The sequence below is a fragment of the Companilactobacillus sp. genome, from assembly GCF_022484265.1.
GTDB lineage: Bacteria > Bacillota > Bacilli > Lactobacillales > Lactobacillaceae > Companilactobacillus.
This window is the reverse complement of the sequence record NZ_JAKVLR010000001.1, coordinates 1496012-1519487: the sequence shown is the minus strand read 5'-3', so window position 1 is coordinate 1519487 and position 23476 is coordinate 1496012. Positions and strand designations below refer to the sequence as shown.

Here is a 23476-nt window from a genome sequence, read left to right as displayed (position 1 = left end):
TTGAATAATCGAATCAAATTAAATGATCATGAAAAAGGTGTCCTCCTATTTGAGGGAATAGGCACCTTTCTTTTATTTCAATTAATTAACGTAATTTTGGTCATGGCGTCCAATCTATTTTTTAGAAACAATGGTCCAAAGAATTTCTTTGCACTGTTGCAAATGGACATGACTAACATGAGTTTTTTCAAGGTGTTCCTGTTATTCGCTTTGGTAATAATTTTAGAGATATTTATTTCTTTGCACGTGGTTATGAAAACTTATCGCCAATTTCAAGTTGAGTACGTCGAAAAGGAACTAAAGCGAATCGCTTCTGGTGACCTCCATGAAAAAATCAATTTACAGGTCAACCACCGCTTGCAAGGTGTCGTCGACAGTATTAACTCGCTGATCGATAACACTAATGAACACATCGCTGAGCAACGTCGTTCTGAACAAAGTAAAGATGAACTGATCACGAACGTCAGCCACGATATTAGAACTCCACTGACTTCGATCATCGGCTATTTAGGCTTGATCGAAAGTCGTAATTATGAAGATTTGGATCAAATTTTAAAATATACCCATATCGCTTACAAAAAATCATTAGAGATGCAAACGCTCGTTAATGATCTATTTGAGTACGCAAACGTTGAGCATGCTAACAGTACCTTATCGATGTCAAAATTCGATATGGCACAAATGCTTGATCAATTGTCGGCTGATTTTGAGCTTGAAGCTAACAAACGTGGCATGGAGATTGTCGTCAACGCTGACCCTGACAAGATCATTATGTCTGGGGACACCGACAAACTAGGTCGAGTTTTCAACAACTTGATCATGAACGCATTCAAATACGGAAAAGGTGCCACGCATTTGTGGCTAAACGCTAAACAGACTCCTGAAGAAGTAGTCGTCAGCGTAGCTAATAATGGTAAACCGATTCCGAAAGAATCATTAGATTCCTTGTTCGACCGCTTTTATCGTGTTGAGGACTCACGCTCAAAGGCAACAGGCGGTACCGGATTAGGACTAGCAATCGCTCAAAGTATGGTCAAAATGCATGGTGGACATATTGATGTTCAATCCGATGAAGATCGCACAGCATTTGTAATTCACTTCCCTGCGAAGAATCAAAAAAACAGTGAGGATTAAGTATGAAACAATTTTTTAAAAAACTCCTAATAGTGTTCGCTGTTTTGTTGAGTTTACCAGTCTTTAATTTACAAACGGCCCAGGCAGAATCCACACCCGGAGGCCCAGATCTAAATACAACGGCGGCCTTGGCATTTGATGAAAAATCCGGTCAGCTGTTGTATTCGCAAAATGCTGACAAAAAAGTCGCAATTGGTTCGATCACAAAAGTAGTGACTTTATACCTAGTCACTAAAGCAATTCATGAGGGAAATCTCAAATGGACTGATACGATCAAACCAACTCAAGCACAAGCAGAAATGACTCAACATGATGAGCTAACAAATGTTAGTTTGGATGCGAACAAAGAGTATACAGTTCAACAGCTGTACCAAGCTGCCTGGATCGTATCTTCAAATTCAGCAGCCATGATGCTTGCTCAAAAAGTTGGCGGGACTGAGATCAACTTTATTAAGTTGATGCGGAAGACGCTAAAGAGTTGGGGCATCAAGGATGCTGAAATCTACAACGTATCTGGCTTAAACAATTCCTATCTATATAAAGGGATGTACTTAGGCAAAACTGATTCTGAAAATAAATTGTCCGCTAACGATATAGCAATTGTTAGCAAACATATTCTGGATCAATATCCAGAAGTCTTAAAAACTACCTCGCAGTCCGAATTGACTTTCCCAAGTAACGAAGGGGACAAGATCTATAAGTCATTGAATCTATTGCTCAAAGGTAATCGAGATTATCAAGAGGGCTATGAATTTGACGGTTTAAAAACAGGAACTACTAAACAAGCCGGCGACTCATTTGTGGGAACTTTCCCAATCCATAATACTAGGATCGTAACGATTGTCATGGATGTAAAAGGCGAAGCCAATGATAAGGACAAGCGCTTTAGAGCTACTCAAAACTTAGCTCATTACATCCTCGACAATTACGACTATCGAACAGCCTTAAAGAAGAACCAACAAGTAACTTTTTCGAAAAAAGAAAAATACAAGACTTATCGTGAAGTGAAAGTTTGGATGCCACATGACTTCAATCCAAATTCGTTTTTATATGAAAAATCTACTGGCAATCTAGGCTTTAATGTTGCTCAAGGAAAGAAACAGGCTAAACTAATAATTAAGAACTTACCTGGTGGTTATATTCAATATCCACAAGTCAAACATGCAATCAAAAAAATCGTACCTAAAAAGACGAAGCCATCGTTCTGGGAAAACATCGGTAACTTCTTCAAACATTTATTTTAGGAGATAACTATGAGTCTAAAAGTTAGCAAAGCAATCGAGATCTTGAAAAAACATGATTTGTTAGTTTCCAGCAAAGTGTCGGATGAAGATACTACGGTAACTAACATCAGCTACAATTCACAAGAGAAGCAAACTAACGGTATCTTCTTTTGTAAAGGTAACAACTTTAAAGCAGCCTATTTAAAACAAGCACTTGATGCTGGGGCTGTGATTTACGTTGCCGAAAAAGAATTTGACGACAACGCAGATAATTTGATCGTGTCAGATGTTCAAAAAGCTCTGGCATTATTAAGTGCAGCTTATTTTGGTAATCCTGAAAATGATCTGTTTATCGTTGCCTTTACTGGAACCAAGGGTAAAACAACGACTTCATATTTCATTTATGACATCTTAAAAGAAATCTACCCACAAAAAGTCGCTTTGTTCTCAACGATTGATAGGGTAGTTGGTCCTAAACCTGAAGATAAATTCAAATCAGATTTGACTACTCCAGAATCATTAGATCTATTCCGCGACATGAGAACAGCGGTCGACAACGGAATGACTCATTTAGTGATGGAAGTATCATCGCAGGCTTACAAGAAAAATCGTGTCTTTGGATTGACCTTTGATATCGGTGGCTTTTTAAACATCACCCCTGACCACATCGGTCCAAATGAACATCCAACCTATGCTGATTATTTGTTCTGCAAAAAGCAATTGTTGATCAATTCTAAAATCAACATCATTAACCGCGATACGAACGATTTTGAGACAGTCTACGATGCAGCTAAACAGACTAGTTCAGATGACAATATTTACTTGTTTGGTCGCGATAAAACTAAAGACCACCTCGACTTCTTGCTTTCAAGCAAAGAGGCAACCTTAAAGGATAGTATTTTTAACATCTCAGCTTTGAATCAAAAGGCTGAGGCATTAAATATCGCTGGAGATTACAAATTAGGCCTCGTTGGAGATTTCAACGAGATCAACGGTACTGCAGCTATCATTGCGACTGGATTATTAGACGTTCCAGTCTCAAATATTTACGACGGCCTTCAGGGCGCACATGTGCCAGGTCGAATGGAACACATCGATACTAAGTCTCACGGTATTATCTTTATTGACTATGCTCACAACTATGCTAGTATGAAGGCTCTACTAGGATTTTTAAGAAATGAATATCCTGATTCTAAGATCAAAGTTGTCGTTGGAAGTCCTGGCGACAAGGGAGTTTCAAGACGTGGCGGGTTCTCTAAAGTATTGACTGAATTAGCCGATTCAGCAATTTTGACGACTGATGACCCTGGCTTTGAGGATCCAGCAGATATTTGTCGCCAAATCGATGAAAAAATCGATCACAGTAAAGTTGATACGCAGATTATTTTGGACCGCGAACAAGCTATCAAGACTATGATCTCCAACAGTCAAAATGGAGATATCATCGTCTTGGCTGCTAAAGGAGACGATCCTTATCAAAAGACTAAGGGTGTCGATGTTCCGTATCCAACTGATCCAGTGGTCGCAAGAAACGTGTTGAAGGATATCGAAGGAGAGTAATTATGAAAAACTTCTTTACAGTTATTGGTGGAATGGGTACTCTGGCCACCGAAAGTTACGTTCGGATACTAGATCAAAGAACTAAAACTGATAAAGACCAAGACTACCTTGACTATATCGTTGTTAACCACGCTACTGTTCCTGATCGAACAGAGTACATTATCGACCACAGTAAACCTAGCTTTTTGCCACCATTGGTTGAGGACATAAAACAGCAAAGTTTGCTAAAACCAGCTTTTATGGTTATTATTTGTAACACAGCTCATTACCTATACGATGAAATCCAAGCTGCGACTGATATTCCGATCATTAATATGCCTCATTTGGCAATTACCACTATGAAAAAGAAATATCCCAAAGCTAAGAAGATTGGCTTGATTGCCACTAAGGGGACTTTGCACGACCACATCTATGAAAAAGAAATCAAGGATGCTGGCTTTGAATTGACCCTAGGCGACCAAGAAGTTCAGGATGAAGTGGAGAGCTTGATCTATGATGACATCAAAATTGGTGGAGCTGTGAATAAAGAGAAATACTATCATATTTTGCAAACAATGCATGACAAATTTGATAGCGACGTGATCGTTTTAGGATGTACAGAGCTTTCATTAGCCCAAGAGAAAGCTTCTGACCATCCATACAACGTGATCGATGCTCAAAGTATTATTGCCGACAAATCGATTGAATTAGGAATGAAAGTTCGAAGAGGCGAGGAAATCGATTTTTCTAAGATTTATTAATGTTATCCAACATTATATTGAATAAAATCGTAACCCCCTTTATATTTAAATTACAGGAGGTACTTATATTATGTTAAAAAAATTATCACTAACAACTGCAGTTTTAGCAGGTTTGTTGTTAGCTGGATGCTCAAATACACAATCATCTAGCTCATCGCAACCAAAGGATAATACTGAACAAACAAAGAGTACCAAATCAGCTGATTCAGCTACGAAGTCAACTAGAAGCGCTAATAACGGCTCCAAAGCTGCAACAAATGGTAATGATGACGAGACTGACTCCAATTCAGAAAGCTCAACAAGTAGTCAATCATCAAGTAATACAGGTAACAACGATTCAACAAGCAGTAAATCAAACAGTTCAAATGGACAATCATCAACTCAATCGAATTCTTCAGCTGCATCATCAAATGTCGTAAACTCGGCATCTGATGCTACAACTCTATTAGGTGATAAACTAGCATCAACATATGACCGTTCAACTACGCAATATGTTGCTAACGGCAAGATCACTTGGAACAATACAGAAGGTTACCAAGTAAACGTTTATACCAAGAATTCCGATTCACCAGCTGGTAGTTATTTAGTAACTCCAGATGGCCAAACATTCCAAATTTGGTAAACAACGTATATAATAATATGAAACTATATAAGAGGTCATGACGTTAAGTCTTGACCTCTTATATTTTGAAAAAAATTATTTCAGGGGATCGTCATGTACAAGAAAAAATATTTTTTGACCATGTTATTGCTAGTGGTTTTAGTCCTAACGGGTTGTTCAAAAAATAATTCTGACAAAAAGGTCATCACCACTACGGTCAACACATACAGTGAACCGATCAAAAGCGTGGTTGGGGACAAATATCAAGTTGAGTCGATCATCAAATCAGTCAATGTTGACCCACATAGTTTCTCGCCATCGACTAATAACTCTAAACAGATTGCCGATTCAAAGCTCATTGTTGCTAATGGTCTAGGTTATGACGATTGGGTCAACAAGATGGTCGCCGCCAACAGCCAACAGAAGAATTTGATCGATTTCGGCAACGTCCTAGGCTACCCAGATGGCTCAAATGAACATCTGTGGTACGGCGTTGATCACATGAAAAAATTAACAAAAGCTATCTATAATCATATGGCTAGGGTTGACGTAAATAGTAAAAATTACTATTATGGTAATTATAAAAAATATTTACACAAGCTAGATCGATTATCAGATCGGGAAAAAACCATTAAGAAATATGCTCAAGGAAAATCTGCTTATGTGACTGAGCCGCTGCCAGATTACTTGTTGAAAGACTTAGGCGTTAAAGTGGCAGACAATCATTTTGCTAAGGCAATTGAAGATGATACGGACCCATCCATGAAAGATGTTAAGGATATGGAACAAGGGATGCGTGATCATAAAGTTGATTTTCTAGTCGTCAATAAACAAGTCACCAGCAGTATTATCACTAAGATGATGAACACTGCTGAGCAGTACCATATTCCAATCGTGTACTTTACCGAAACCTTGCCAAGCGACTTGGGATACTATGAATGGATGACCGGCAATCTGAATCAAATCGAAAAGGTAGTTAAGGAGTAACGTTGTGATCGAGGCTAAAAATCTTACGAAGAAATTTGGTAAACAAGTCGTTTTTCAAAATGTTAATTTTAAGATCGAAGATGGCGAATTTGTCAGCATTGTCGGCCGTAATGGTGCTGGTAAAACCACTTTGGTCAAAATTTTGATGGGATTAGAGAAAAAGACTAGCGGCGATATTATCATGGATCATAAAAGTCGCATTGGATATGTGCCTCAGTTTAGAAATATTGATTTGGATTATCCTCTCAATATTGAACAGTTTATGCGTCTAAACTTAAAATTTACTTTAAATCCCCAAAAAAGAAAGCAAGATACCGAAACAGTTGACCGGATCTTGCAACAAACTAATCTGACTCAATTACGAGATCGTCCTTTGGGATTAGCTTCGGGTGGCGAGAAGCAAAAAGCCTATTTAGCTCAAGCTTTAGTTAACGAGCCACAAGTTTTGATCTTAGATGAATCAACTGCCAGTTTGGACGTTGACGTGAAGATCCAATTAATGGATCTTGTTCAAGAACTGAATCAGAAGCATGGTTTAACAGTGCTTTTTATTACTCATGATTCTGAGTTAACTAAGAAATATACTAAACGAGCATTATTGTTCGAAAATAAAACAGTTAAATCGATCGGCATTGATGAAATTGCCGAGGACATGTTTGAGTAGGGGGATTTTATGTTTGGATATGAATTTATGCGCGAAGCGTTTATTGCCAGTACGTTCATTGCAATAACTGCTGGTATCGTGGGCGTGTTCGTGGTTTCAAGAAATATGTCATTTCTCTCTCACACATTGTCAGAGATTGGATTTGCCGGAGCAGCATTCGGTATTTTAGTCGGGATCTCGCCACTTGCAGGGATGATAATTTTTACATTAGTTAGTTCGATCGCAGTTGGTAGTTTGAGTACCGAGTCCTCAAGACGTGAGGCTTCGATCAGTGCCATATCATCGCTGTTCATTGGTCTTGGTATTTTATTCTTGTCGTTGTCGTCAGAATCAAGTTCTTACGCAACTAACATTTTATTTGGTAGTATCGTGGGTATCAGTTCAAAAGAAGTCAATCAGTTGTTAATTTTGGCATTATTTGTTATCGTGGTGTTCATAATTTGTTACAAACCACTGGCATTTGATTCATTCGACCATATTGGTGCTCGTGCATCTGGACTCAATACGAGATTTTTATCAGTCGTATTTCTGATCACTTTAGCCTTAAGTGTCAGTATCGGAGCCCAGATCGTTGGGTCATTATTAGTCTTTGTTCTGTTAACTTTGCCTGGTGCTACCGCCAGATATCTGGTACACTCAGTTCCGAAGTTGCTTATGATCTCAGTTGGATTGTCGCTTGCTGGTGTGTGGTTAGGTTTATATCTCGCCTTTGTCACAAACTGGCCAGTTACATTCTTCATTTCAGCCTTTGAAGTAATTGCTTATTTCTTAGGTCTATCCTACAAAAACTGGAAATTAAGCCACTAGGGAGAATCAAACAAGATAAATGAAAGAATTATGGAATAAATATAAGGACACCATACCGTATTTATTTTTTGGCGTCCTAACAACAATCGTAAATATTGGATTATTCACTTGGTTTGCATATCCGCTGCATTGGAATTATCAAATCGCCAACGTAGTCGCATATTTCTTGTCCGTAGTCTTTGCTTACGTGACGAACAAACTTTGGGTGTTTAATTCGCATACCAATACTTGGAAGGCCTTTTGGTTAGAAATGGGCTCGTTTTTCTTGTTCAGAGCCGCTTCTTGGGTAATCGACCAAGGAACTATGACCATTGGTGTTTCATTGTTAGGTCAAAGTAAATTCATCGTTAAGATCATTGCTAACGTAGTAGTGGTGGTCCTAAATTATGTCTTTAGTAAATTTATCATTTTTAGAAAACGCGATAAGCTCGACAAAGCTGGAAAGAGAATCCAGAATGAGAGTACAAGCGATTAAAAAAACCACTTCAAATGAAGTGGTTTTTTGTTTTAATAGCGATCAAATAAATTTTCATGCACAATTTCCGAAATTCTATTGATACAATTGAAAATCCGGTGCATCTGGATCATACACTAGTGGTTTTAAATAATAGCTTTGCTCGAGTTCTTCGACTTCTGAATGCACAAATGGAAACTTCATGATCATGACTTTTTTAAAGGTTGGCGTGAAATTCATGATCTTGGCTGGATCAATATCCAAGATCTGGGCAACTTTTTTAAAAGTGGTCATTTCATTGATGTAGATGCTATCAATAGCATCCATGGCAGCTTGCGGATCCTCCATCCAAAAAGTCGAGGTTCCGATACCTGTGAATTCATAGCCTTCGACCATCGATAAGTTGGCGTTGATATCCAAATAGGTCGCCATGCTTGGTCCTTCAGCCGACTGTGGCAATCCCATCGCTTGGGCAATCAACCACTGTGTGCTGAGTTTAAAGTGACGGTCGTACTCGTGGTGCTTGATGTGGGTTTGCAAGGCAGTTATGTAGTTGAAGTATTCAAAACTGTTGCGAAATGAAATTACCAAATCGTCGTATTCCTTAGGTAAATCATCAGAAATAGCCGTGAAGGGGATAGTCTTGATCTTAGTAAACATTTGTTGTGCCATGCTGGCTAAATCAGGCGTAATCTCATCACCAGTTAAAATTCCGTCAAAAACGCGAATTGGGTGGTCGTTGATGTCAATCACTTCTTTAGCGTAGTCTTCTTTAGTCAAAACTACAGCTGGTAACAAGCCAAAGCCTAACGAGGTCAGTCGTGACATCTTGTTGACTTTAGACTTGTCATATTTGTTTAAGGAAAAATATTTAGATCGTGCCATTGAGCGTCGCCCCCTGCAATCAATATTAATATAATTATACTTTCAATTGGCACGTATGTTTAATGAAAATTATTCCTCACTGTAAAAAGTTTGGGGAGTTAAGGTTAAAGATTCAGTTGGATCAGTCGATATCTCACCGGTCACACGATTCAAAATCTTTTTTTCGATTGTTCCCGAGAACTGCAAAATAGCTCTAGGATCAACGCCCAGAGTCGGACCAACTTGGGTGATCTCATTACATTGGCGACGATATAAACTATCTAAAGCCTTAATTGCAGCTTCTAGACTAACTGACTTCAACAATGAAGTGGCGATTCCTGAGTACTGATAATATTCAAAATCAGCCATCGAATCGGCACGGTCAAGCGTTGAGTAAAACTCTGACGCGGTGATCATGTCTGCACCAGTCTCGACATCAAGTGCCAACTTAAAATTATGGTCAGTACTGAACTGGAATTGTTGGATCGTATAGTTGAAATTATCGACGAAAGTCTGATATTCGTGTTCGCTACGCAAACTGATCACATAATCTTTTAAATCGGAAGGCACTTCGTCAAAAACGTCCGTCAGTTTGATCGAATAAAACGAGTTCATCAAAGTCCGGTACAATTCACCTGGTTGTTCGCCAAACAAGTCAATGTACTGCCGGTAATTATCCTCAGACATGCAAACGGCATTTACTAATCCAAGACGCAATCCTAGATAAGGTGGCATATACAAGGTATCTTCATTTTTGATGTTTTGAATGTTGAAATATTTTGAAGTTATCATATCGATTCTCCTAGAAGTATTCTTCAATGTAACCTTACTTTCTAACATCCGTGGCCAAAAGACAAATAGTTGAACTGGAAATTTTTAAAACGACTGTGATTGAAAAAATTAATCTGAGCATCGCTAATTATTTCCCGTCTCTATCTGCCTTAACTGTGCCGTAATTTGTTCAAAAATACAAATAGTCTTCCAATGAAATGTTTCAATTAATATTCATTGGAAGACTATTTTTTTATGAGATGAATTAGCCTGAAGAACTAATGGACATATTCTTTTATTTTGAAACTACACATCAGCTTAAATCGTGTGTTGGCGTCTTTTAGGTCGACCGCAGTAATTTCTTTTATTCGATTCAATCGATTGTGCAAAGTATTGCGATGGATAAAAAGTGCATCGGACGTATGGGCAAGATTGCCGTCTTGTTCCAAATAGTTCAACAATGTTGGCAAAAGTTCGGTGTCGTGTTCTTCATCGTAGTCTTGCAAGCTAGAAATCGAAGGGTCGATAAAAAACGGCAAAATTGCATCATGATTGATCCTAGATAGCATCAAATCAAAGTATTCATCTTCGCAATAGATCACGGGATCGGTCGAAGTTGTCAATTTCATAGTCCGCCGACAAACTTCATAAGCAGCGCTAGTGTCTGAAGGTTGTGTATAAAATGTTGATATAAAAATCTGACAGTTCAATTCTTCAGCTGTCCTGTGGACAAATTTTTTAAATTCAGAACTGTGATATTCAGTTAAGTCTAACGGTACCATTGCTAGACAATAATGCCGAAAAATTGTGGATAAAGAGGCTGGATATTGTTGCAATAAATATTGCTTGAGCTGACGTTTAGTTGACTCAAGTGGCTGTTGCTTCTGCGAACGAAGGGTCAAGACCACCATTGAATAGGGAAGTCGTAAGTGTTGTGCGGCAAAAACATTTTCGAAGTTTTGCGATTGCTGTTCTGTGAGTAACATGCTTAAAAGTCGATCGCGGTTAGAGTCGGCTGATGCCGAAATGTGATTGCGGACTAATTCGCCTGTTAATATCTGTCCGATCTGTGGCAAAAGTTGTGTTTTTTCAGAGTTATACACAGAATGGTCGTCAAACATCAGCAAAAAGCCATATAATTTGCCGTTATTGTATAAGTTAGTCACTTTTCTGTGGAAAGGCGACTTTGGACACGGAACGTTATACACAGCTTTGGTAGTGTCAGATTGTTGAGCAACGATTTTTTTGACAGCCTTGATGAAATCATAGGTTACATAACCTTGCTTAATGATCTGACTCCATAATGGATCCTTGAAACCGTAGATCGTCGAGTGGATCAAGACTTGATAGTTAGGGTCGATAACTAGCAGTGAATTTTGCACAGTGGCAGCAGCCCGGTCAATACTAGTTTGTAAATCGTCAGTTACAGCACTCATTGCCAATTTAGTAATCAAATTTGTTTGATTTTGTGAACTTTCCAAAATGGTGTTAGCTTCATTAAAAACTTGGATCAGCGGTTCATTAGCTAATACGCTGTCAGATTGATTGACTTGGCAAGGACACAGCACTACAGCTGTGTTGCTGTGATCTTTCAAATAATTTCCTAATACCAACGGACCGCCTGATGCGTTAGTCTTTCCGATGTACAATGTTGACCCATCAGGTTCGGTCAGATTAGTAGAGCGTAGTTGAATCTTATTGATCTCAGTATTTTCCGATATTTTAACGTGTCCGATCACAAAACGTTTCGAGAGTTCATCTATCAATTCAGCGAATTTCATAATTTAGTAACCCCTTGATCACATTTTCACTAATATTTTGTCTTAATGATACAACGGTAACGCTTACCTAGCAAGATGATTGTGCAATCTGCACATTTTAGTAGTCCTTTTCTTGTTCATTAAGTATCTTTTCCATCAAATCTGCCTACGTTATTGTTAAGTCAGTGATGAAATAATGCATTCATGACAAGGAGGTACCATAGATGGCACAATTTAAAAAAATGTTCACAAGTGGTCGGATTGGCAAACTCGAAATTAAAAACAGAGTTGTAATGCCTGCCATTGGTGTGTCATTGGCTAAAATCAACGGGGAAGCTAGTGACGACATGATCCGTTACTACGAAGAACGTGCTCGTGTTGGCGTTGGTTTGATTATTACGGAAATTACTCGAGTAGATGATGAGACAGGTGTCGGTACTTATAAGCAATTATCAGTGACTGACCCTAAAGTTATCCCACAACTACAACGTTTAGTAGATACAGTTCACAAATACGACTGTAAATTATTTGTCCAATTGCATCATCCAGGTCGTGAAACTAACGAAGACCTTATCGGTGGCAAAAAGATGATTGCTCCATCGGCAATTGCTGATAAGTTCGTTAAACAAACTCCACGTGCAATGACAACAGAAGAAGTTACTGCCATGGTCAAAAAATTTATCAAGGGAGCTGTGATTGCAAAAGCAGCTGGTGTTGATGGCGTTGAGTTGCACGCTGCACATGGTTATTTGTTAAATCAATTTATTTCTCCTTATTCTAATAAACGGACAGATAGATATGGTGGTTCATTCCACAACCGTCTAAGAATCGTCCAAGAAATTATTTCTGGTATCAAATATATGAATGGTCAAGATTATCCAGTCAGCGTACGTATTTCTGCTGATGAATTCGTCGACGGCGGCATGAAGATCGAAGACTCGATCAAAGTAGCCAAGACTTTGGAAAGCTATGGTGCTGATTGCATCAATGTTTCAAGTGGTACTTATGAAAGTGCTCCAACGATCATTGAACCAGGATCATATCCACAAGGCTGGAAGAAGAATCTTTCGACTCAAATCAAGAAGAACGTTTCAGTTCCAGTCATTGCAGTTGATAACATTAAAACTCCAGAATTTGCGGAACAATTGCTTGAAGAAGACGCATCCGACTTTATCGGAATTGCCAGAGCCAGTTTGGCTGATCCAGCTTGGTCATACAAAGCTCGGACAGGTCAATCAGACCAGATCACGACATGTATCGGTTGCTTGTTGTGCTTCCAAGCACTTAGTGAAGGAAAACATACAGTTTGTGCTGTTAACCCAAGAACAGGTCGTGAAAGAGAATTCTCAAGTCTAACAAAAGATGGCGATGGTCAAAGTGTTGTCGTTATTGGTGGTGGACCTGGCGGTATGGAAGCTGCCAAGACCTTAGCTGATCGTAATTTTAAAGTAACTCTATTTGATAGTGGCGACGAATTAGGTGGCACGTTGAATCTAGCAATTGTTCCACCATTTAAAGATAAAATCGAGTTGTTTAGAGACCACTTGATCAATCAAGTTAATAAACGTGAAAACATTGAAGTACGTTTAGGCGAGACAGCAACAGTTGAAAATGTTAAAGCCTTAGATCCAGTGGGCGTATTTATTGCTGCAGGTGCAAAGCCAATTATTCCAATGCTTCCAGGTATGGATGGCAGCACAGTAGTAACTGCCGAAGATTATCTAGCTGAAAAAGCTAAAGTAAAGGGCAAGGTAGTCGTAGTTGGTTCTGGTATGACTGGTCTTGAGACAGCTGAAAGGTTGATCAACGAAGGTCATGAAGTAACTATCGTTGAAAAAGCTAAGGATATTGGTCCAGGAATGAATCCAACATTATTGATCGATCAAACCACACGTATGAAGAAATTAGACAAGGCACCAGTATTTATGACTAATAAACAAATGATTGGAGCTTCTGATCAAGGTATCAAGACTCTTGATAGTATCGACCATTCAATGGGAGTTGTTCCTGCAGATACAGTGGTCTTGTCACTTGGTGTTGCTCCAGATAAGACTGGAACAGAACCATTTGTCGCAGCCTTCCCAGAGACAAAATTGATTGGCGATGCTAATCAAAGCGGACAAATTGCTGATGCAATGAAAGATGGATACACCAAAGCTTATGTTTTTGAACCAGAGGTTGTTAAACAATAGAAAGGAGACCGAATAGGATGAAAGACTTTAAAGACAAAGTTATGTTCATTACCGGTGCCGCTCACGGATTTGGTACTGAAATCGCTAAAGAAGGTGCTCGCCGTGGAATGAAACTAGCTTTGGTAGATATTGACGAACCGGCCTTAAAACGAGTTTATAAAGAAATTGCCGATATGGGAGCTCAAGTCGAGATGATCCCAGGAGACGTGACTAAAGAAGAGGATGTAGATGATGCAGTTGACCAAACAATCAAACGCTTCAAGCAAATTGACCTTTTGATCAACGATGCTGGTATTGCTTTACCTGGTCGAGTTTGGGAATTGCCAAGTCGTGACTGGGAATGGATCATGCATGTTAATTTGATGAGTCAAGTTTACGCAATGCATAAAGTTATCCCGATTATGTTAAAGCAAAAGACCCATTGTGCAATTCTTAATGTGGCATCAATTGCTGGTCTGATCGATACACCAGGAATGCCAGCCTATCACGCAAGTAAATTCGCAAGTGTGGGGATGACTGAAGCTACAGCCTACGATCTCCAAAGAATGGGTGCTGATATCGAAATGCACGTCATGTGTCCAGGATTTGTTCAAACAGACCTTTATCACACAGAAAAACATCGTCCAGAACAATATACAGATAAGAGCGATCCATATTACACCAGCGATACCTTTAAAGGTGGTCAGCAAGTTGCTGAATTTGTTATCAAAAATGGTATGCCGATCGATTCGATTGCAATGACTGTTTTCCAAGCTCTAGAAGACGACGAGTTCTATATTTTGACACACCCAGTCTTCAACACTATGATTGGCGATCGTGTCAAGAGAATCGTAAATGGCGATAAACCAGATGTCCATATTATGGATGGACTAATGTAGGAGGAATGAAAAATGGCAAGTTTTAAAGTATCAGAAGATGATGTAAAGAACTTCCTCACGTTGCCTCGTATGGACGATCAAGAGGGTATCATGTTTGCATACGCAGCTCCTGAAGATGTCCTGAAAAAATTGTTGCCAAAGCCATTGAAGTTAGTAGCTCCAGTAGTTTGTGGCTACACAGTTCAGATGGGTAAACCTAGTTTTAGCGGCTCGTACATGGAAGCAGTCCTTTATGTCTTGGCAAATTACGACGACAAGATGATCGGAGCTTATCCATTCAATCTAATGCTCCACGGACCAGGTGCTGAAGAAGGGGTCATTGCTGGACGTGAAGGTGCCGGAATTCCGAAGAAATTAGCTGACAAGTTTGAAATCAGACGTAATGATAACTCAGCTACAGCCAAGGTATACCGTCATGGAGTTAAATTAATGGATATCTCTTGGGAAAAAGGCGATTACAACGATCCTGATTTAGCACATCAAGTATTCGACGCTCAAGCAGTTTTGAACTCTCAAGCAGAGACTAATAGTTTCTTCTATACTTGGGATATGGACCAAGTTGAAGATGGCAGCAACGTCTTCTCAAACGTTAAATTAGTAGCTACGCAAAGCACCACGGTCACTGATAGTTTTGAAGCCGGTAAATTAAATATCGAACTTAATTCATCTGCCGACGATCCATTCGGCGAATTGAAGGTCCTCAAACCATTAGGAGCATCTTGGTATCATGTTGATACTTCAGTCATGCACAACACTCTGAAGCTAGCTGACGTAGATTCAAAGAAGACCATGCCATACTTGATCACAGGTCGTTATGACCGAAGCATGATCAATCCAAAAGCAAATACATTTATTATTTAGTCTAAAAACGTCTCGGTTTATTCGAGGCGTTTTTATTTGGAAACAGAAAATTGTTAGCTAAAATTTACAAAAAATTTACATTAGGCTGTTATCGTTAATAATGGTAATTAATATTTCATTTGTTGTTAGAAATATTACAAACGTTTTCAAAACTTATTTCTGGGGGAATTGGATGAGTGTTAGCCATTTGATAACACTACTGTTTTGTATCTTGATCATTGCTTTAAATGGAAGATTTAATCAAAGCTTGCGAAATATCGTGGGAGTTTGGAGATTTGCTATCTCGATTCCACTATCGCTATTTTCAGTCTATTTAGTTTATTTAGACACGCCGCTGCTTTTGCCGATAACGATCGTTATCTTGTTGATGCTACTGTCAGCGAACTATTTAAAATACAAAGTGTGACTGAGACAAAAAAGCCCGTCTAGAAAATTTCTAGGCGGGTTAAATATTATTCTTGCAATGACTTGATTGCTAACGCAAAGTCACCGACGGTCGCTGAACCGTTATTTTTAACTAATGGCATGGTGATGTATTTATTGACGTCACCAACTTCAACGTAGTCGTTTAACAATTTTTTAAATTCAACGCGTACTTTGTCTAAGAATGGTTCGCTAACAACTCCACCACCAAAGACGATTTTATCAGGACGCAAGATCAATGTAACTTGGATAGCAGCTTGGGCAACATAATAAGCCATGATGTCCCAAGTGTGATCTGTTAGCGGAACATCTTTTCCAGGTTTTCCTAAACGAGCATCAAAAGTTGGACCAGCAACTAGCCCTTCTAAACAGTCGCCGTGGAAAGGACAGATACCTTTAAAATCAAGGTCGTCAGGGTGACGTTTCAAGAAAGTATGTCCCATTTCCGGATGACCTAGGTTACCGACGAATTCACCATTTCTAACAGCACCGCCGCCGACACCAGTTCCAATAGTGTAATAAACTAGAGATTCAATTTTTTCATTAGATAGGGTAGACATAATGTATTCACCATAAGCAGAACCATTAACGTCAGTAGTCCAAAACATTGGAACGTTTAGTTCCTTTTTCAATGTGCCAATGAAGTCTGTATCAGCCCAGTGAGCTTTAGGAGTCTTAGTAATGTAACCATACTTGGGTGAGTTCTTACGCAACTCGATTGGTCCAAAAGAAGCAATACCAATAGCTTCAACATCAAATTTTTTAAAGTAATCAATGGCCTTTTGCAAAGTCTCTTCAGGCGTAGTCGTTGGGAAATGAGTACTATCTTTGATACTGTAATCTTCGTTCCCAACGGCACAAACAAACTTAGTCCCGCCAGCTTCTATACTACCTACTAACAAATTATTTTCCTCCAATTATAAGTGCATGACATACAAAAAATATTATCATTGTGATATTGGATGGTCAAATGACATTATTTCGAAGTTTCAAACAATGCCTATGTAAGAGTTTATGAACAATAGAAACTCCTGTATTTGTAAAAAATATTTGAGTATTGACCGCATCGGAAACGATGTGGTTTTTTTATAGAAAATAGTTGTAACTCAAAAAGAAGTCGTAAGAGTTTGTTTACGGCTTCTTTTCGTAATTTATAGATGTAACAAGTTAAAACGGTGGCTGATCCTGACGAAAGTGAGGTGAGGCCTATGATTAGACTGATTTTACATACGACGCCTCCAAAGGAGATGGGTATGTCCGTGTATCAAAGCTTGATGCTAATGATTGCCTTTGCAACATTAGTAGTGTTGATACTAAAATTTAATCGAAAGTAAAAGCCGTAGTGACTTTGAGCGGTTGGCACGGCAAATAGTACGAACTGGTCACCGTTTCGACGGGTTACAGGGGGAGATGCCAATAAAAGGCATCTCCTTTTTGTTTCGACAAAAGTATAACACCATCTTGAATACTATTTGATGATTATAAAAACATTGATATCACAATTTCTTTGTAAAAACTACATTAAGCAAAGTTTATCTAATAGGACATATTCATGAAAATTTCTGAAGAAATGACAATAATGAAGAGTAATAAATTGACGTAAAAAATAATGGCATAAGTAGACCAAGTTAGAAGACGTTCTAACAAAAATCGCATACCTTATTTCAAACAATTTAGAGAGTTTGACTTAATTCTATTTAGGCGGAGGACGGTCATCGATGCCCGGCTCAGTAGTGGCGTGATTGTTTGCCGGCGATGACGGCGACTTACAACAAGCGATGGAACGTACGTCGCCCTTGGCGCGTGCGCTACTGTTTAAAATGTTGGCTGCGCCAACGAACAATCAAGGATGCCGGCCAAAAGGCAATCGATAACCGTCCGGAGCCGAGTTCCAAGCCACAAAAAAAAGCCTCTCGGCTTTTTAATAAATCTCAGTATTGCGGATCTTACGCAATATTTGTAATGATCCGTCTTTATATCCTAGGAATCCGTATATTGCAATTCCGATAATTGCCCCAATTGACAACACGATTGTTGCACCGACTTTGTAGCGTACATTAATTACCATTGCGAGCAAGAATACAGCAGCTCCAACTAAAACAAGCATGATAACACTGTTTAAAGTGATTCTTAGCAGACGTTTACCAAGCTCTGGGTCAATAATGCCGAATTCTTTATTGATTAACCTGAAGGCAAAATGTCCCATAACAGCGAAAGCAATTGTTGATGATAGAAGTGGTCCATATACGCCCATCCACAAAGTGAATGGCAGTTGCAAAGCGACCTTGATGATATAAGCAATCAACAAGAACCACATTGAAGTTTTAACGTGATGCGTGACTTGGAGAATATTTTCCAAAATCATGAAGACACAATAGAAAATGGCTTCAGCACAAGATACTGCTAAAACGTATGATCCTTGCGTACTTTGACCATAGAACAAAGTCCATAAAGGTGATCCAATTGCGACCATGCCTAAGGTAGCAGGCAGAATCAAGAAAATCGTGAATTCGACGATATTACGCATTAACTTTTGAATTTGAGCTTTTTCAGATTTACGACTGATCAAAGCTGACAAAGCAGGAATGACGGATGCAGAAACTGAAATGGCTAAGGATACTAAGACCATGATCAATTTGTTAGCTTGGAATCCAAACATAGCGTATAGATCATCAATCGTCTTAGTGCTTGCATGGATAATTGATTGATAGATCCAAGCAAATGAAGTTTGGTCGAATAATTGCAGAACTACCATAATGGTATCGACTAATAAGAATGGGATAGCTGATTTTAGCATGCTTCCGAAACTGACTTTAGCCAAATTCTCTTTGTCAGTCACTGGCACGACATCTTCTGGAGAAATTGTTTTTCTGACCCGGTGTCTCATCCAAATCAAGAAAGCATAGGCAAGCGTTGCACCAATAAATGAAGCTAAGGTAGATTGGTTAACGGCTTGCATATAATTTCCGTGTTGCAAGATCATAATCGTGTAAGTTGCATAAAGCATGTAAGCAACACGAGCAATTTGTTCAATAACCTGTGAAAAAGCCGATAGGGAAATGAAGGCATATCCTTGGATATAACCTCTTAAAATTCCTAACGCTGGAATGACCAACATCGCAATACTTAAATATTTGATTGGCGTAACAACGCGCATATCTCCGGCCGCAAATATGATTGCGACATATTTTGAACCGAAGAACATGATTGCTGCCAGTACGACACCGATCAGAGTCATGTAGATACTGTATTTTTTTAAAATCTTTTCACTTTGGTCGTAATGTCCGAGTGAATTAGATGCAGCGACCTCTTTGGAAATTGCTGAAGGAATACCAGCAGTAGCGATAATCAAGAATAAATTGTAGATGTTATAAACACGTCCATATAGAGCATTGGCAACGCCGACTGAAGCGGCACCTATCCAAATGTTCCAAGGAATGATATAGACAACGGCTAATATTCTGGAGATGATCCCACTGACGGAGATCCAAACTGAACTTTTTAAAAGTGAATCTTTTTTCATAAATTATATCCATTCTAAATTGGTATGATTTCTATTATAGTTGAAAAAATTGAAACTTGGATATTTTTTTAAGCATAAAAGAAGAGTACTAATAATAAGCTGATAAAAGCGGGCAATCCTTGCAACAGGATGATTTTCTTGGTGGCGGTCAAAGCGCCAAATACTGCGACAACGAAGACGTAAGACATGAGTAAAATCATGATGAGTTTGAGCGTTGAACCGGTGAATAATAAGATAACTGCCAAGATCAAAATACCCAGCATAGCATTGTAAATTCCTTGGTTAGCTAAAGCGGTCTTGGCATTTTTCGTTTTAACGAATTCTTCAGGCATGTCAAAAGCACCTGCTTGTTTCTCGGCTGAACCGAACATTTCAAATAGTCCGATTCCGATGTGTTCTAAACCTACTAAGGCAACTACAAAAAGCGTTAAAATTTCCATCATGCGATCCTCCTTCGTGAGATACATTCATTGTATAACAAAGCAAAGCGATTCCTGTTAATCCTGTGAAATCATAACAATTTTTTCAGAAAAGTTACCGCGTTGCATATCTTTTGAATGGCGAATACTGTCCATTTCTTCATATGTGATTGAAGCATCTTCTAAAATCGCATGGATAAGCTCTTCTAGATCCCCTAATTCTTCAACCAAATTTGCACGACCGTCAGCCTGTTTGACTTCTTTAGCTTCTTCGACTAATTTGTCGCGCAGAGCAACTCGATAATCTTCATTTGATAAAGTCTTAAATTCGGCCTTATCCCCAACAATTTCTGGGATTTTATTACGTACTAATTTTTCCAAAATAAATCCCCCCTAAAATGGTTGCTACCAATATTACCATAAGGAAGGGCTTTCTACAAAAATCAGTCGTGTAGGATCAGCTTTTTTTAAAAAAATAGAGCCTAATCCTCCAACGGAATTAGACTCTTTATTTTTGATCGAAATTTGTGGTATTCGTCAATTCGATAATTTCATATTATTAGTGAACGTCTGAAGCGATTACCCATTCATCAGTTGAAACACGGTACATTTGTGTTCCATTGATAGTAGTTGATTTGTCTGTGTACCAAGGTGTGTTTGGTGCCAAGGCACGTGAAGACTTGTTACCTTTGATTGAGTAAAGTGACTTGTTTGAACCGGCGTTAGTTGTGATTGTTGAACCAACTGGTGAGTATTCATAAACTGTTGAAGCTTTTACCCATTCGCTAGTTGATACACGGTAGTATTTTTCGCCGTTGATAGTCTTTGTTTGATCAGTTGCCCAATCTGAGTTAGGTGATAGTGAACGTGAAGTTTGTGTGCCATCACCTGTGTATAGTGGCACGATTCCACCGTTAGCATAAGTTGCTACAGTACCGCTGAATGGTGTCTCAACAGATGAACCTGTTTTGACAACTTTAACAGTTGAAGCGTGGCTACCTTTTTGAAGAGTTACAGTTGCGTCTGAAGTATTAACGAAGTCGTATCCAGCAGGAGCATCGACAGCCTTAACTTGTCCATCAGCACCAGTAATAGTAGTTGTATCTACAATGTCGCCAGAGTTAGCATCTTGGAAGTTGATAGTTTGTGAACTGTCAGCGTCGACAACGTGGATAGTAGCTTGTTTAGTAAATGTAAGTGGTTTTTGGTTGTAACCGAGTGCCTTATCAGTACCTGTATAAGTTACAGAATAGTCTTTAGCTTTTGATGTATCGACTTTACCACTAACAGTGACGTCGAGTGGATTGCCAAGTGAATCAGTTGCGTTCACTGTAGAAGGGTCAAACGTTGATCCCTTTACAATAGTTTGGTCAGCATTACTCCAATTTGCATCTAGAACATTGACTGTGATTGGAACTTCAGCACTGTCAACTGCGCTTCCGTCATCGTAAGTTGCTTGAACAGTTGCGTTGTAAGTACCTGCATATGCATAGTTAAGACCACCATTGCTGATGACTTTGATCTTTGCACCCTTTTCAGGATTTACGTTGTAATTGCCAACTGATGTAAGGTCAAAATTACTGTCGCCTTTAGCAACGTTTAAAGTAGTTGAACCATCTTTTGCTGTTAGTGTTGATGTATATACGATTGGAATAGTTACATTCAATTGTTTGATTTTATTTAATACAGTGCTGAGTATGTTGCCAAGTGTTCCTAATTTTGACGTATCTGCTGTAAATTCAACGTTGTTTTTATCCTTGATTGTAGCTTTGGCCGGAATTAGACCACCAAATGTTGGCGTTCCACCAATTGCTGTTTCGATATTTTCAGGTGTAGGATCAGTTCCAGCTGGTAAAGAAACTTTCTCCAATTTACTTACATCAACTCCTTGAGTAGTTGATGTAGTTGTACCACCACCCTGTAATTGACTGATAATTTGTTCTACGGTATCCGTAATTGAAGCTGCTTGTGATGTTTGTGCTGTTGCTGCAGTCGTGACTGTTCCCAAAGCCATGCTGGCAACGATTGCACTCGTCACAACAAATCTCTTTGTTTTTTTCATAGTAGTAATCCTCCTCTAAAATCCGAATATAACCCTCATACGTTATATCTGTATTTCCCCTCTATCATAGTATTTTTATGGTTACTTGGACGTTTCATCAGTATTAAATTTTGAATACAAAAAAATAGGTTTAGTAATTAAGCCTATTTTATTAATAATAATATTTGAATAAATTATTTTAAATCAGTCCCACGAACCCACTCATTAGTGGATACTCGGAACATTTTTACACCGTTGATCGTTGCGTATTTGTCGGTTGCCCATTTAGTGTTTGGTGATAAATTGCGATTTGATTGAGTTCCATTTGCAGAAAATAGAGGAACATTTTCATCATCTTTAGTGGTTACAGTACTATTGAATCCGTAATAAATTAACATATCAGATGCTTTTGCCCATTCGTTTGTGGAAACACGGTAATAAGTGGTCCCATTTAATACCATGTAACGATCGGATGCCCATTCAGAGTTTAATCCCAAACTGCGGTTAGAAATTTTCTTTCCGTTGACGTCATATAGAGGGGCGTCAGTTAGAGATTTGACCAGTAAATTATTTTTTTGAACAGTACCGTTATCGTTATTAGTATCTTTGCTTGATTTTTTGACTAAGATGTCCTTTTGAGTCTCGTAGGGTCTGAGGACAAGATTTTGGTCGGCGCTATTGATTGGTTCATAGCCGTTAGGGAAGCTGATTGGTAGAGTTTGTCCAAAGTCGCCATTGATCATAGTGTTTCCAATAACGACTCCTGTTCCAAGTTCAACAAAGTTGACCTTAGTTTGACCGGCACTTTCATCTTTTTGCACGTCCGCAATGTGGATCGAGTGTGCTCTATCAGATGAAATAAAGTAGACTGAACTTTGATTAAAAGCTAATCGATAACCGGCTGGAGCTTCATAGGCTTGCTGTGAACCGGGCTTTCCGCTGACCAAGGTTTGTTGACCAACATAGATTCCAGTACCTTTAATACGATATCTGACGGTGTTAGTTATTTCACCAGCTGCTAATTTTTCATGGGAAACATAGACTTTTCTGGAATAAACATTCTTTATCAATGTGTATGTAGTGTCGTTGCTATTATCCAATTTGTAAAGATTAGGTGCGTTCAGTGCGAAAGTTTGGTCTTCGTAACCAGTAAGTGTTTGTTTGCCGACTGGTTGATTTGTGGCGGAATCAATGTAGTTGATAGTAGTAGTGACGGGATCGGACATTGCCAGCCTAGTGACCTTGACGTAGATCCGTGGATTGACGCCATCTAATAGGGTGACGAAGTTATTAGTTGGATCAGCTAATTTATAGCCTGCAGGGGCAACGACAGCTTGTTGATAACCAACCGTCCCAGTAACTCTGGATGTGTTGACGACTGAGGTGCCTTCTTCGTAGACGATAGTGTTTGAAACGGCACGATCGTTGGTTTCAGTGGTTGCATTGTCAGCTTGTGCTGTATTAGTTGGATTTGTGATAGTGATACCCAACAACAAAGTGGAGAATAAGATTGCTGCGGTTGATATATTTTTGATAGTCTTCATAATGCTCTCCTCAATTCTGTATTCAAATAT

23 protein-coding genes are annotated in these 23476 nt (G+C 38.9%); 14 read left to right on the top strand and 9 right to left on the bottom strand.

Translation table 11 applies throughout. From position 1 onward, the window contains the following. From LKF16_RS07360 to LKF16_RS07320, 9 genes are all read left to right on the top strand, one after another. Positions 1-1134, top strand: coding sequence for a sensor histidine kinase (locus tag LKF16_RS07360; RefSeq protein ID WP_291470094.1), 1134 nt, complete (start codon positions 1-3; stop codon positions 1132-1134). Between the two features lie 2 nt (positions 1135-1136). Beyond that, positions 1137-2378, top strand: coding sequence for a D-alanyl-D-alanine carboxypeptidase family protein (locus tag LKF16_RS07355; RefSeq protein ID WP_291470091.1), 1242 nt, complete (start codon positions 1137-1139; stop codon positions 2376-2378). Positions 2379-2387: 9 nt separating this feature from the next. Next, positions 2388-3917, top strand: a complete 1530-nt coding sequence (locus tag LKF16_RS07350; RefSeq protein WP_291470090.1) for a UDP-N-acetylmuramoyl-L-alanyl-D-glutamate--2,6-diaminopimelate ligase — start codon at positions 2388-2390, stop codon at positions 3915-3917. 2 nt (positions 3918-3919) lie between these two features. After that, positions 3920-4657 (top strand): amino acid racemase, encoded by a 738-nt coding sequence (locus tag LKF16_RS07345; RefSeq protein ID WP_291470088.1) that lies wholly within the window; start codon positions 3920-3922, stop codon positions 4655-4657. 70 nt (positions 4658-4727) lie between these two features. Further along, positions 4728-5279: a hypothetical protein gene (locus tag LKF16_RS07340; RefSeq protein WP_291470086.1), complete on the top strand. Its 552-nt coding sequence runs from the start codon at positions 4728-4730 to the stop codon at positions 5277-5279. 93 nt (positions 5280-5372) lie between these two features. Beyond that, a complete protein-coding gene (locus LKF16_RS07335) occupies positions 5373-6245 on the top strand; it encodes a metal ABC transporter solute-binding protein, Zn/Mn family (protein ID WP_291470084.1) in 873 nt (290 codons plus the stop codon). A 4-nt stretch (positions 6246-6249) separates the two neighbouring features. Further along, the gene (locus LKF16_RS07330; RefSeq protein ID WP_291470082.1) at positions 6250-6909 is read left to right on the top strand and encodes an ATP-binding cassette domain-containing protein; all 660 of its coding nucleotides are present in this window, start codon (positions 6250-6252) and stop codon (positions 6907-6909) included. 9 nt (positions 6910-6918) lie between these two features. Next, the gene (locus LKF16_RS07325; RefSeq protein ID WP_291470080.1) at positions 6919-7716 is read left to right on the top strand and encodes a metal ABC transporter permease; all 798 of its coding nucleotides are present in this window, start codon (positions 6919-6921) and stop codon (positions 7714-7716) included. Between the two features lie 19 nt (positions 7717-7735). Beyond that, positions 7736-8191, top strand: coding sequence for a GtrA family protein (locus LKF16_RS07320; RefSeq protein WP_291470078.1), 456 nt, complete (start codon positions 7736-7738; stop codon positions 8189-8191). Positions 8192-8266: 75 nt separating this feature from the next. Here LKF16_RS07320 and LKF16_RS07315 read toward each other — a convergent pair whose 3' ends face one another. From LKF16_RS07315 to LKF16_RS07305, 3 genes are all read right to left on the bottom strand, one after another. Then, positions 8267-9055 carry a hypothetical protein gene (locus LKF16_RS07315; RefSeq protein WP_291470076.1) on the bottom strand — a complete coding sequence of 263 codons (789 nt, stop codon included), beginning with the start codon at positions 9053-9055 and terminating at the stop codon, positions 8267-8269. 69 nt (positions 9056-9124) lie between these two features. After that, positions 9125-9826 (bottom strand): hypothetical protein, encoded by a 702-nt coding sequence (locus LKF16_RS07310; RefSeq protein WP_291470074.1) that lies wholly within the window; start codon positions 9824-9826, stop codon positions 9125-9127. Positions 9827-10083: 257 nt separating this feature from the next. Continuing rightward, a complete protein-coding gene (locus LKF16_RS07305; RefSeq protein ID WP_291470072.1) occupies positions 10084-11586 on the bottom strand; it encodes a PucR family transcriptional regulator in 1503 nt (500 codons plus the stop codon). 203 nt (positions 11587-11789) lie between these two features. On the opposite strand from LKF16_RS07305, the gene LKF16_RS07300 reads away from it, so the two are divergent. The 4 genes from LKF16_RS07300 to LKF16_RS07285 all read left to right on the top strand — a co-directional run bounded on the left by LKF16_RS07300 (position 11790) and on the right by LKF16_RS07285 (position 15902). Then, entirely contained in the window at positions 11790-13757 is a 1968-nt protein-coding gene (locus tag LKF16_RS07300) for an oxidoreductase (protein ID WP_291470070.1), read from the top strand. Between the two features lie 17 nt (positions 13758-13774). Further along, positions 13775-14635, top strand: a complete 861-nt coding sequence (locus LKF16_RS07295; protein ID WP_291470068.1) for an SDR family NAD(P)-dependent oxidoreductase — start codon at positions 13775-13777, stop codon at positions 14633-14635. Between the two features lie 12 nt (positions 14636-14647). Then, the gene (locus LKF16_RS07290; protein ID WP_291470067.1) at positions 14648-15496 is read left to right on the top strand and encodes an acetoacetate decarboxylase family protein; all 849 of its coding nucleotides are present in this window, start codon (positions 14648-14650) and stop codon (positions 15494-15496) included. A 172-nt stretch (positions 15497-15668) separates the two neighbouring features. After that, the gene (locus LKF16_RS07285; RefSeq protein WP_291470065.1) at positions 15669-15902 is read left to right on the top strand and encodes a hypothetical protein; all 234 of its coding nucleotides are present in this window, start codon (positions 15669-15671) and stop codon (positions 15900-15902) included. A 46-nt stretch (positions 15903-15948) separates the two neighbouring features. Here LKF16_RS07285 and scrK read toward each other — a convergent pair whose 3' ends face one another. Continuing rightward, a complete protein-coding gene (gene scrK, locus LKF16_RS07280; RefSeq protein WP_291470063.1) occupies positions 15949-16821 on the bottom strand; it encodes a fructokinase ScrK in 873 nt (290 codons plus the stop codon). Between the two features lie 306 nt (positions 16822-17127). Between scrK and LKF16_RS07275 the strand changes: the two genes are divergently transcribed. Further along, positions 17128-17253 carry a putative holin-like toxin gene (locus tag LKF16_RS07275; RefSeq protein WP_291470062.1) on the top strand — a complete coding sequence of 42 codons (126 nt, stop codon included), beginning with the start codon at positions 17128-17130 and terminating at the stop codon, positions 17251-17253. 587 nt (positions 17254-17840) lie between these two features. Here LKF16_RS07275 and LKF16_RS07270 read toward each other — a convergent pair. The 5 genes from LKF16_RS07270 to LKF16_RS07250 form a co-directional block, all read right to left on the bottom strand. After that, complete coding sequence (locus tag LKF16_RS07270) at positions 17841-19442, bottom strand: putative polysaccharide biosynthesis protein (RefSeq protein WP_291470061.1); 1602 nt, start codon at positions 19440-19442, stop codon at positions 17841-17843. A 68-nt stretch (positions 19443-19510) separates the two neighbouring features. After that, positions 19511-19882, bottom strand: a complete 372-nt coding sequence (locus tag LKF16_RS07265) for a DUF1304 domain-containing protein (RefSeq protein ID WP_291470376.1) — start codon at positions 19880-19882, stop codon at positions 19511-19513. A gap of 57 nt (positions 19883-19939) precedes the next feature. Beyond that, on the bottom strand, positions 19940-20242 hold the full coding sequence (locus LKF16_RS07260) for a nucleoside triphosphate pyrophosphohydrolase (protein ID WP_291470060.1): 303 nt from the start codon (positions 20240-20242) through the stop codon (positions 19940-19942). A gap of 178 nt (positions 20243-20420) precedes the next feature. After that, positions 20421-21923 carry an SLAP domain-containing protein gene (locus tag LKF16_RS07255; protein WP_291470058.1) on the bottom strand — a complete coding sequence of 501 codons (1503 nt, stop codon included), beginning with the start codon at positions 21921-21923 and terminating at the stop codon, positions 20421-20423. A 173-nt stretch (positions 21924-22096) separates the two neighbouring features. Further along, positions 22097-23446, bottom strand: coding sequence for an SLAP domain-containing protein (locus LKF16_RS07250; protein ID WP_291470056.1), 1350 nt, complete (start codon positions 23444-23446; stop codon positions 22097-22099). Positions 23447-23476 lie beyond the last annotated feature (30 nt).

What these genes read in the sequence shown, in the direction of transcription:
- LKF16_RS07355 (WP_291470091.1), top strand. Translation starts at nt 1,137, where the DNA reads ATGAAACAATTTTTTAAAAAACTCCTAATAGTGTTCGCTGTTTTGTTG.
- LKF16_RS07350 (WP_291470090.1), top strand. Translation starts at nt 2,388, where the DNA reads ATGAGTCTAAAAGTTAGCAAAGCAATCGAGATCTTGAAAAAACATGAT.
- LKF16_RS07345 (WP_291470088.1), top strand. Translation starts at nt 3,920, where the DNA reads ATGAAAAACTTCTTTACAGTTATTGGTGGAATGGGTACTCTGGCCACC.
- LKF16_RS07340 (WP_291470086.1), top strand. Translation starts at nt 4,728, where the DNA reads ATGTTAAAAAAATTATCACTAACAACTGCAGTTTTAGCAGGTTTGTTG.
- LKF16_RS07335 (WP_291470084.1), top strand. Translation starts at nt 5,373, where the DNA reads ATGTACAAGAAAAAATATTTTTTGACCATGTTATTGCTAGTGGTTTTA.
- LKF16_RS07325 (WP_291470080.1), top strand. Translation starts at nt 6,919, where the DNA reads ATGTTTGGATATGAATTTATGCGCGAAGCGTTTATTGCCAGTACGTTC.
- LKF16_RS07320 (WP_291470078.1), top strand. Translation starts at nt 7,736, where the DNA reads ATGAAAGAATTATGGAATAAATATAAGGACACCATACCGTATTTATTT.
- LKF16_RS07315 (WP_291470076.1), bottom strand. Translation starts at nt 9,055, where the DNA reads ATGGCACGATCTAAATATTTTTCCTTAAACAAATATGACAAGTCTAAA.
- LKF16_RS07310 (WP_291470074.1), bottom strand. Translation starts at nt 9,826, where the DNA reads ATGATAACTTCAAAATATTTCAACATTCAAAACATCAAAAATGAAGAT.
- LKF16_RS07305 (WP_291470072.1), bottom strand. Translation starts at nt 11,586, where the DNA reads ATGAAATTCGCTGAATTGATAGATGAACTCTCGAAACGTTTTGTGATC.
- LKF16_RS07300 (WP_291470070.1), top strand. Translation starts at nt 11,790, where the DNA reads ATGGCACAATTTAAAAAAATGTTCACAAGTGGTCGGATTGGCAAACTC.
- LKF16_RS07295 (WP_291470068.1), top strand. Translation starts at nt 13,775, where the DNA reads ATGAAAGACTTTAAAGACAAAGTTATGTTCATTACCGGTGCCGCTCAC.
- LKF16_RS07290 (WP_291470067.1), top strand. Translation starts at nt 14,648, where the DNA reads ATGGCAAGTTTTAAAGTATCAGAAGATGATGTAAAGAACTTCCTCACG.
- LKF16_RS07285 (WP_291470065.1), top strand. Translation starts at nt 15,669, where the DNA reads ATGAGTGTTAGCCATTTGATAACACTACTGTTTTGTATCTTGATCATT.
- LKF16_RS07275 (WP_291470062.1), top strand. Translation starts at nt 17,128, where the DNA reads ATGATTAGACTGATTTTACATACGACGCCTCCAAAGGAGATGGGTATG.
- LKF16_RS07270 (WP_291470061.1), bottom strand. Translation starts at nt 19,442, where the DNA reads ATGAAAAAAGATTCACTTTTAAAAAGTTCAGTTTGGATCTCCGTCAGT.
- LKF16_RS07265 (WP_291470376.1), bottom strand. Translation starts at nt 19,882, where the DNA reads ATGGAAATTTTAACGCTTTTTGTAGTTGCCTTAGTAGGTTTAGAACAC.
- LKF16_RS07255 (WP_291470058.1), bottom strand. Translation starts at nt 21,923, where the DNA reads ATGAAAAAAACAAAGAGATTTGTTGTGACGAGTGCAATCGTTGCCAGC.
- LKF16_RS07250 (WP_291470056.1), bottom strand. Translation starts at nt 23,446, where the DNA reads ATGAAGACTATCAAAAATATATCAACCGCAGCAATCTTATTCTCCACT.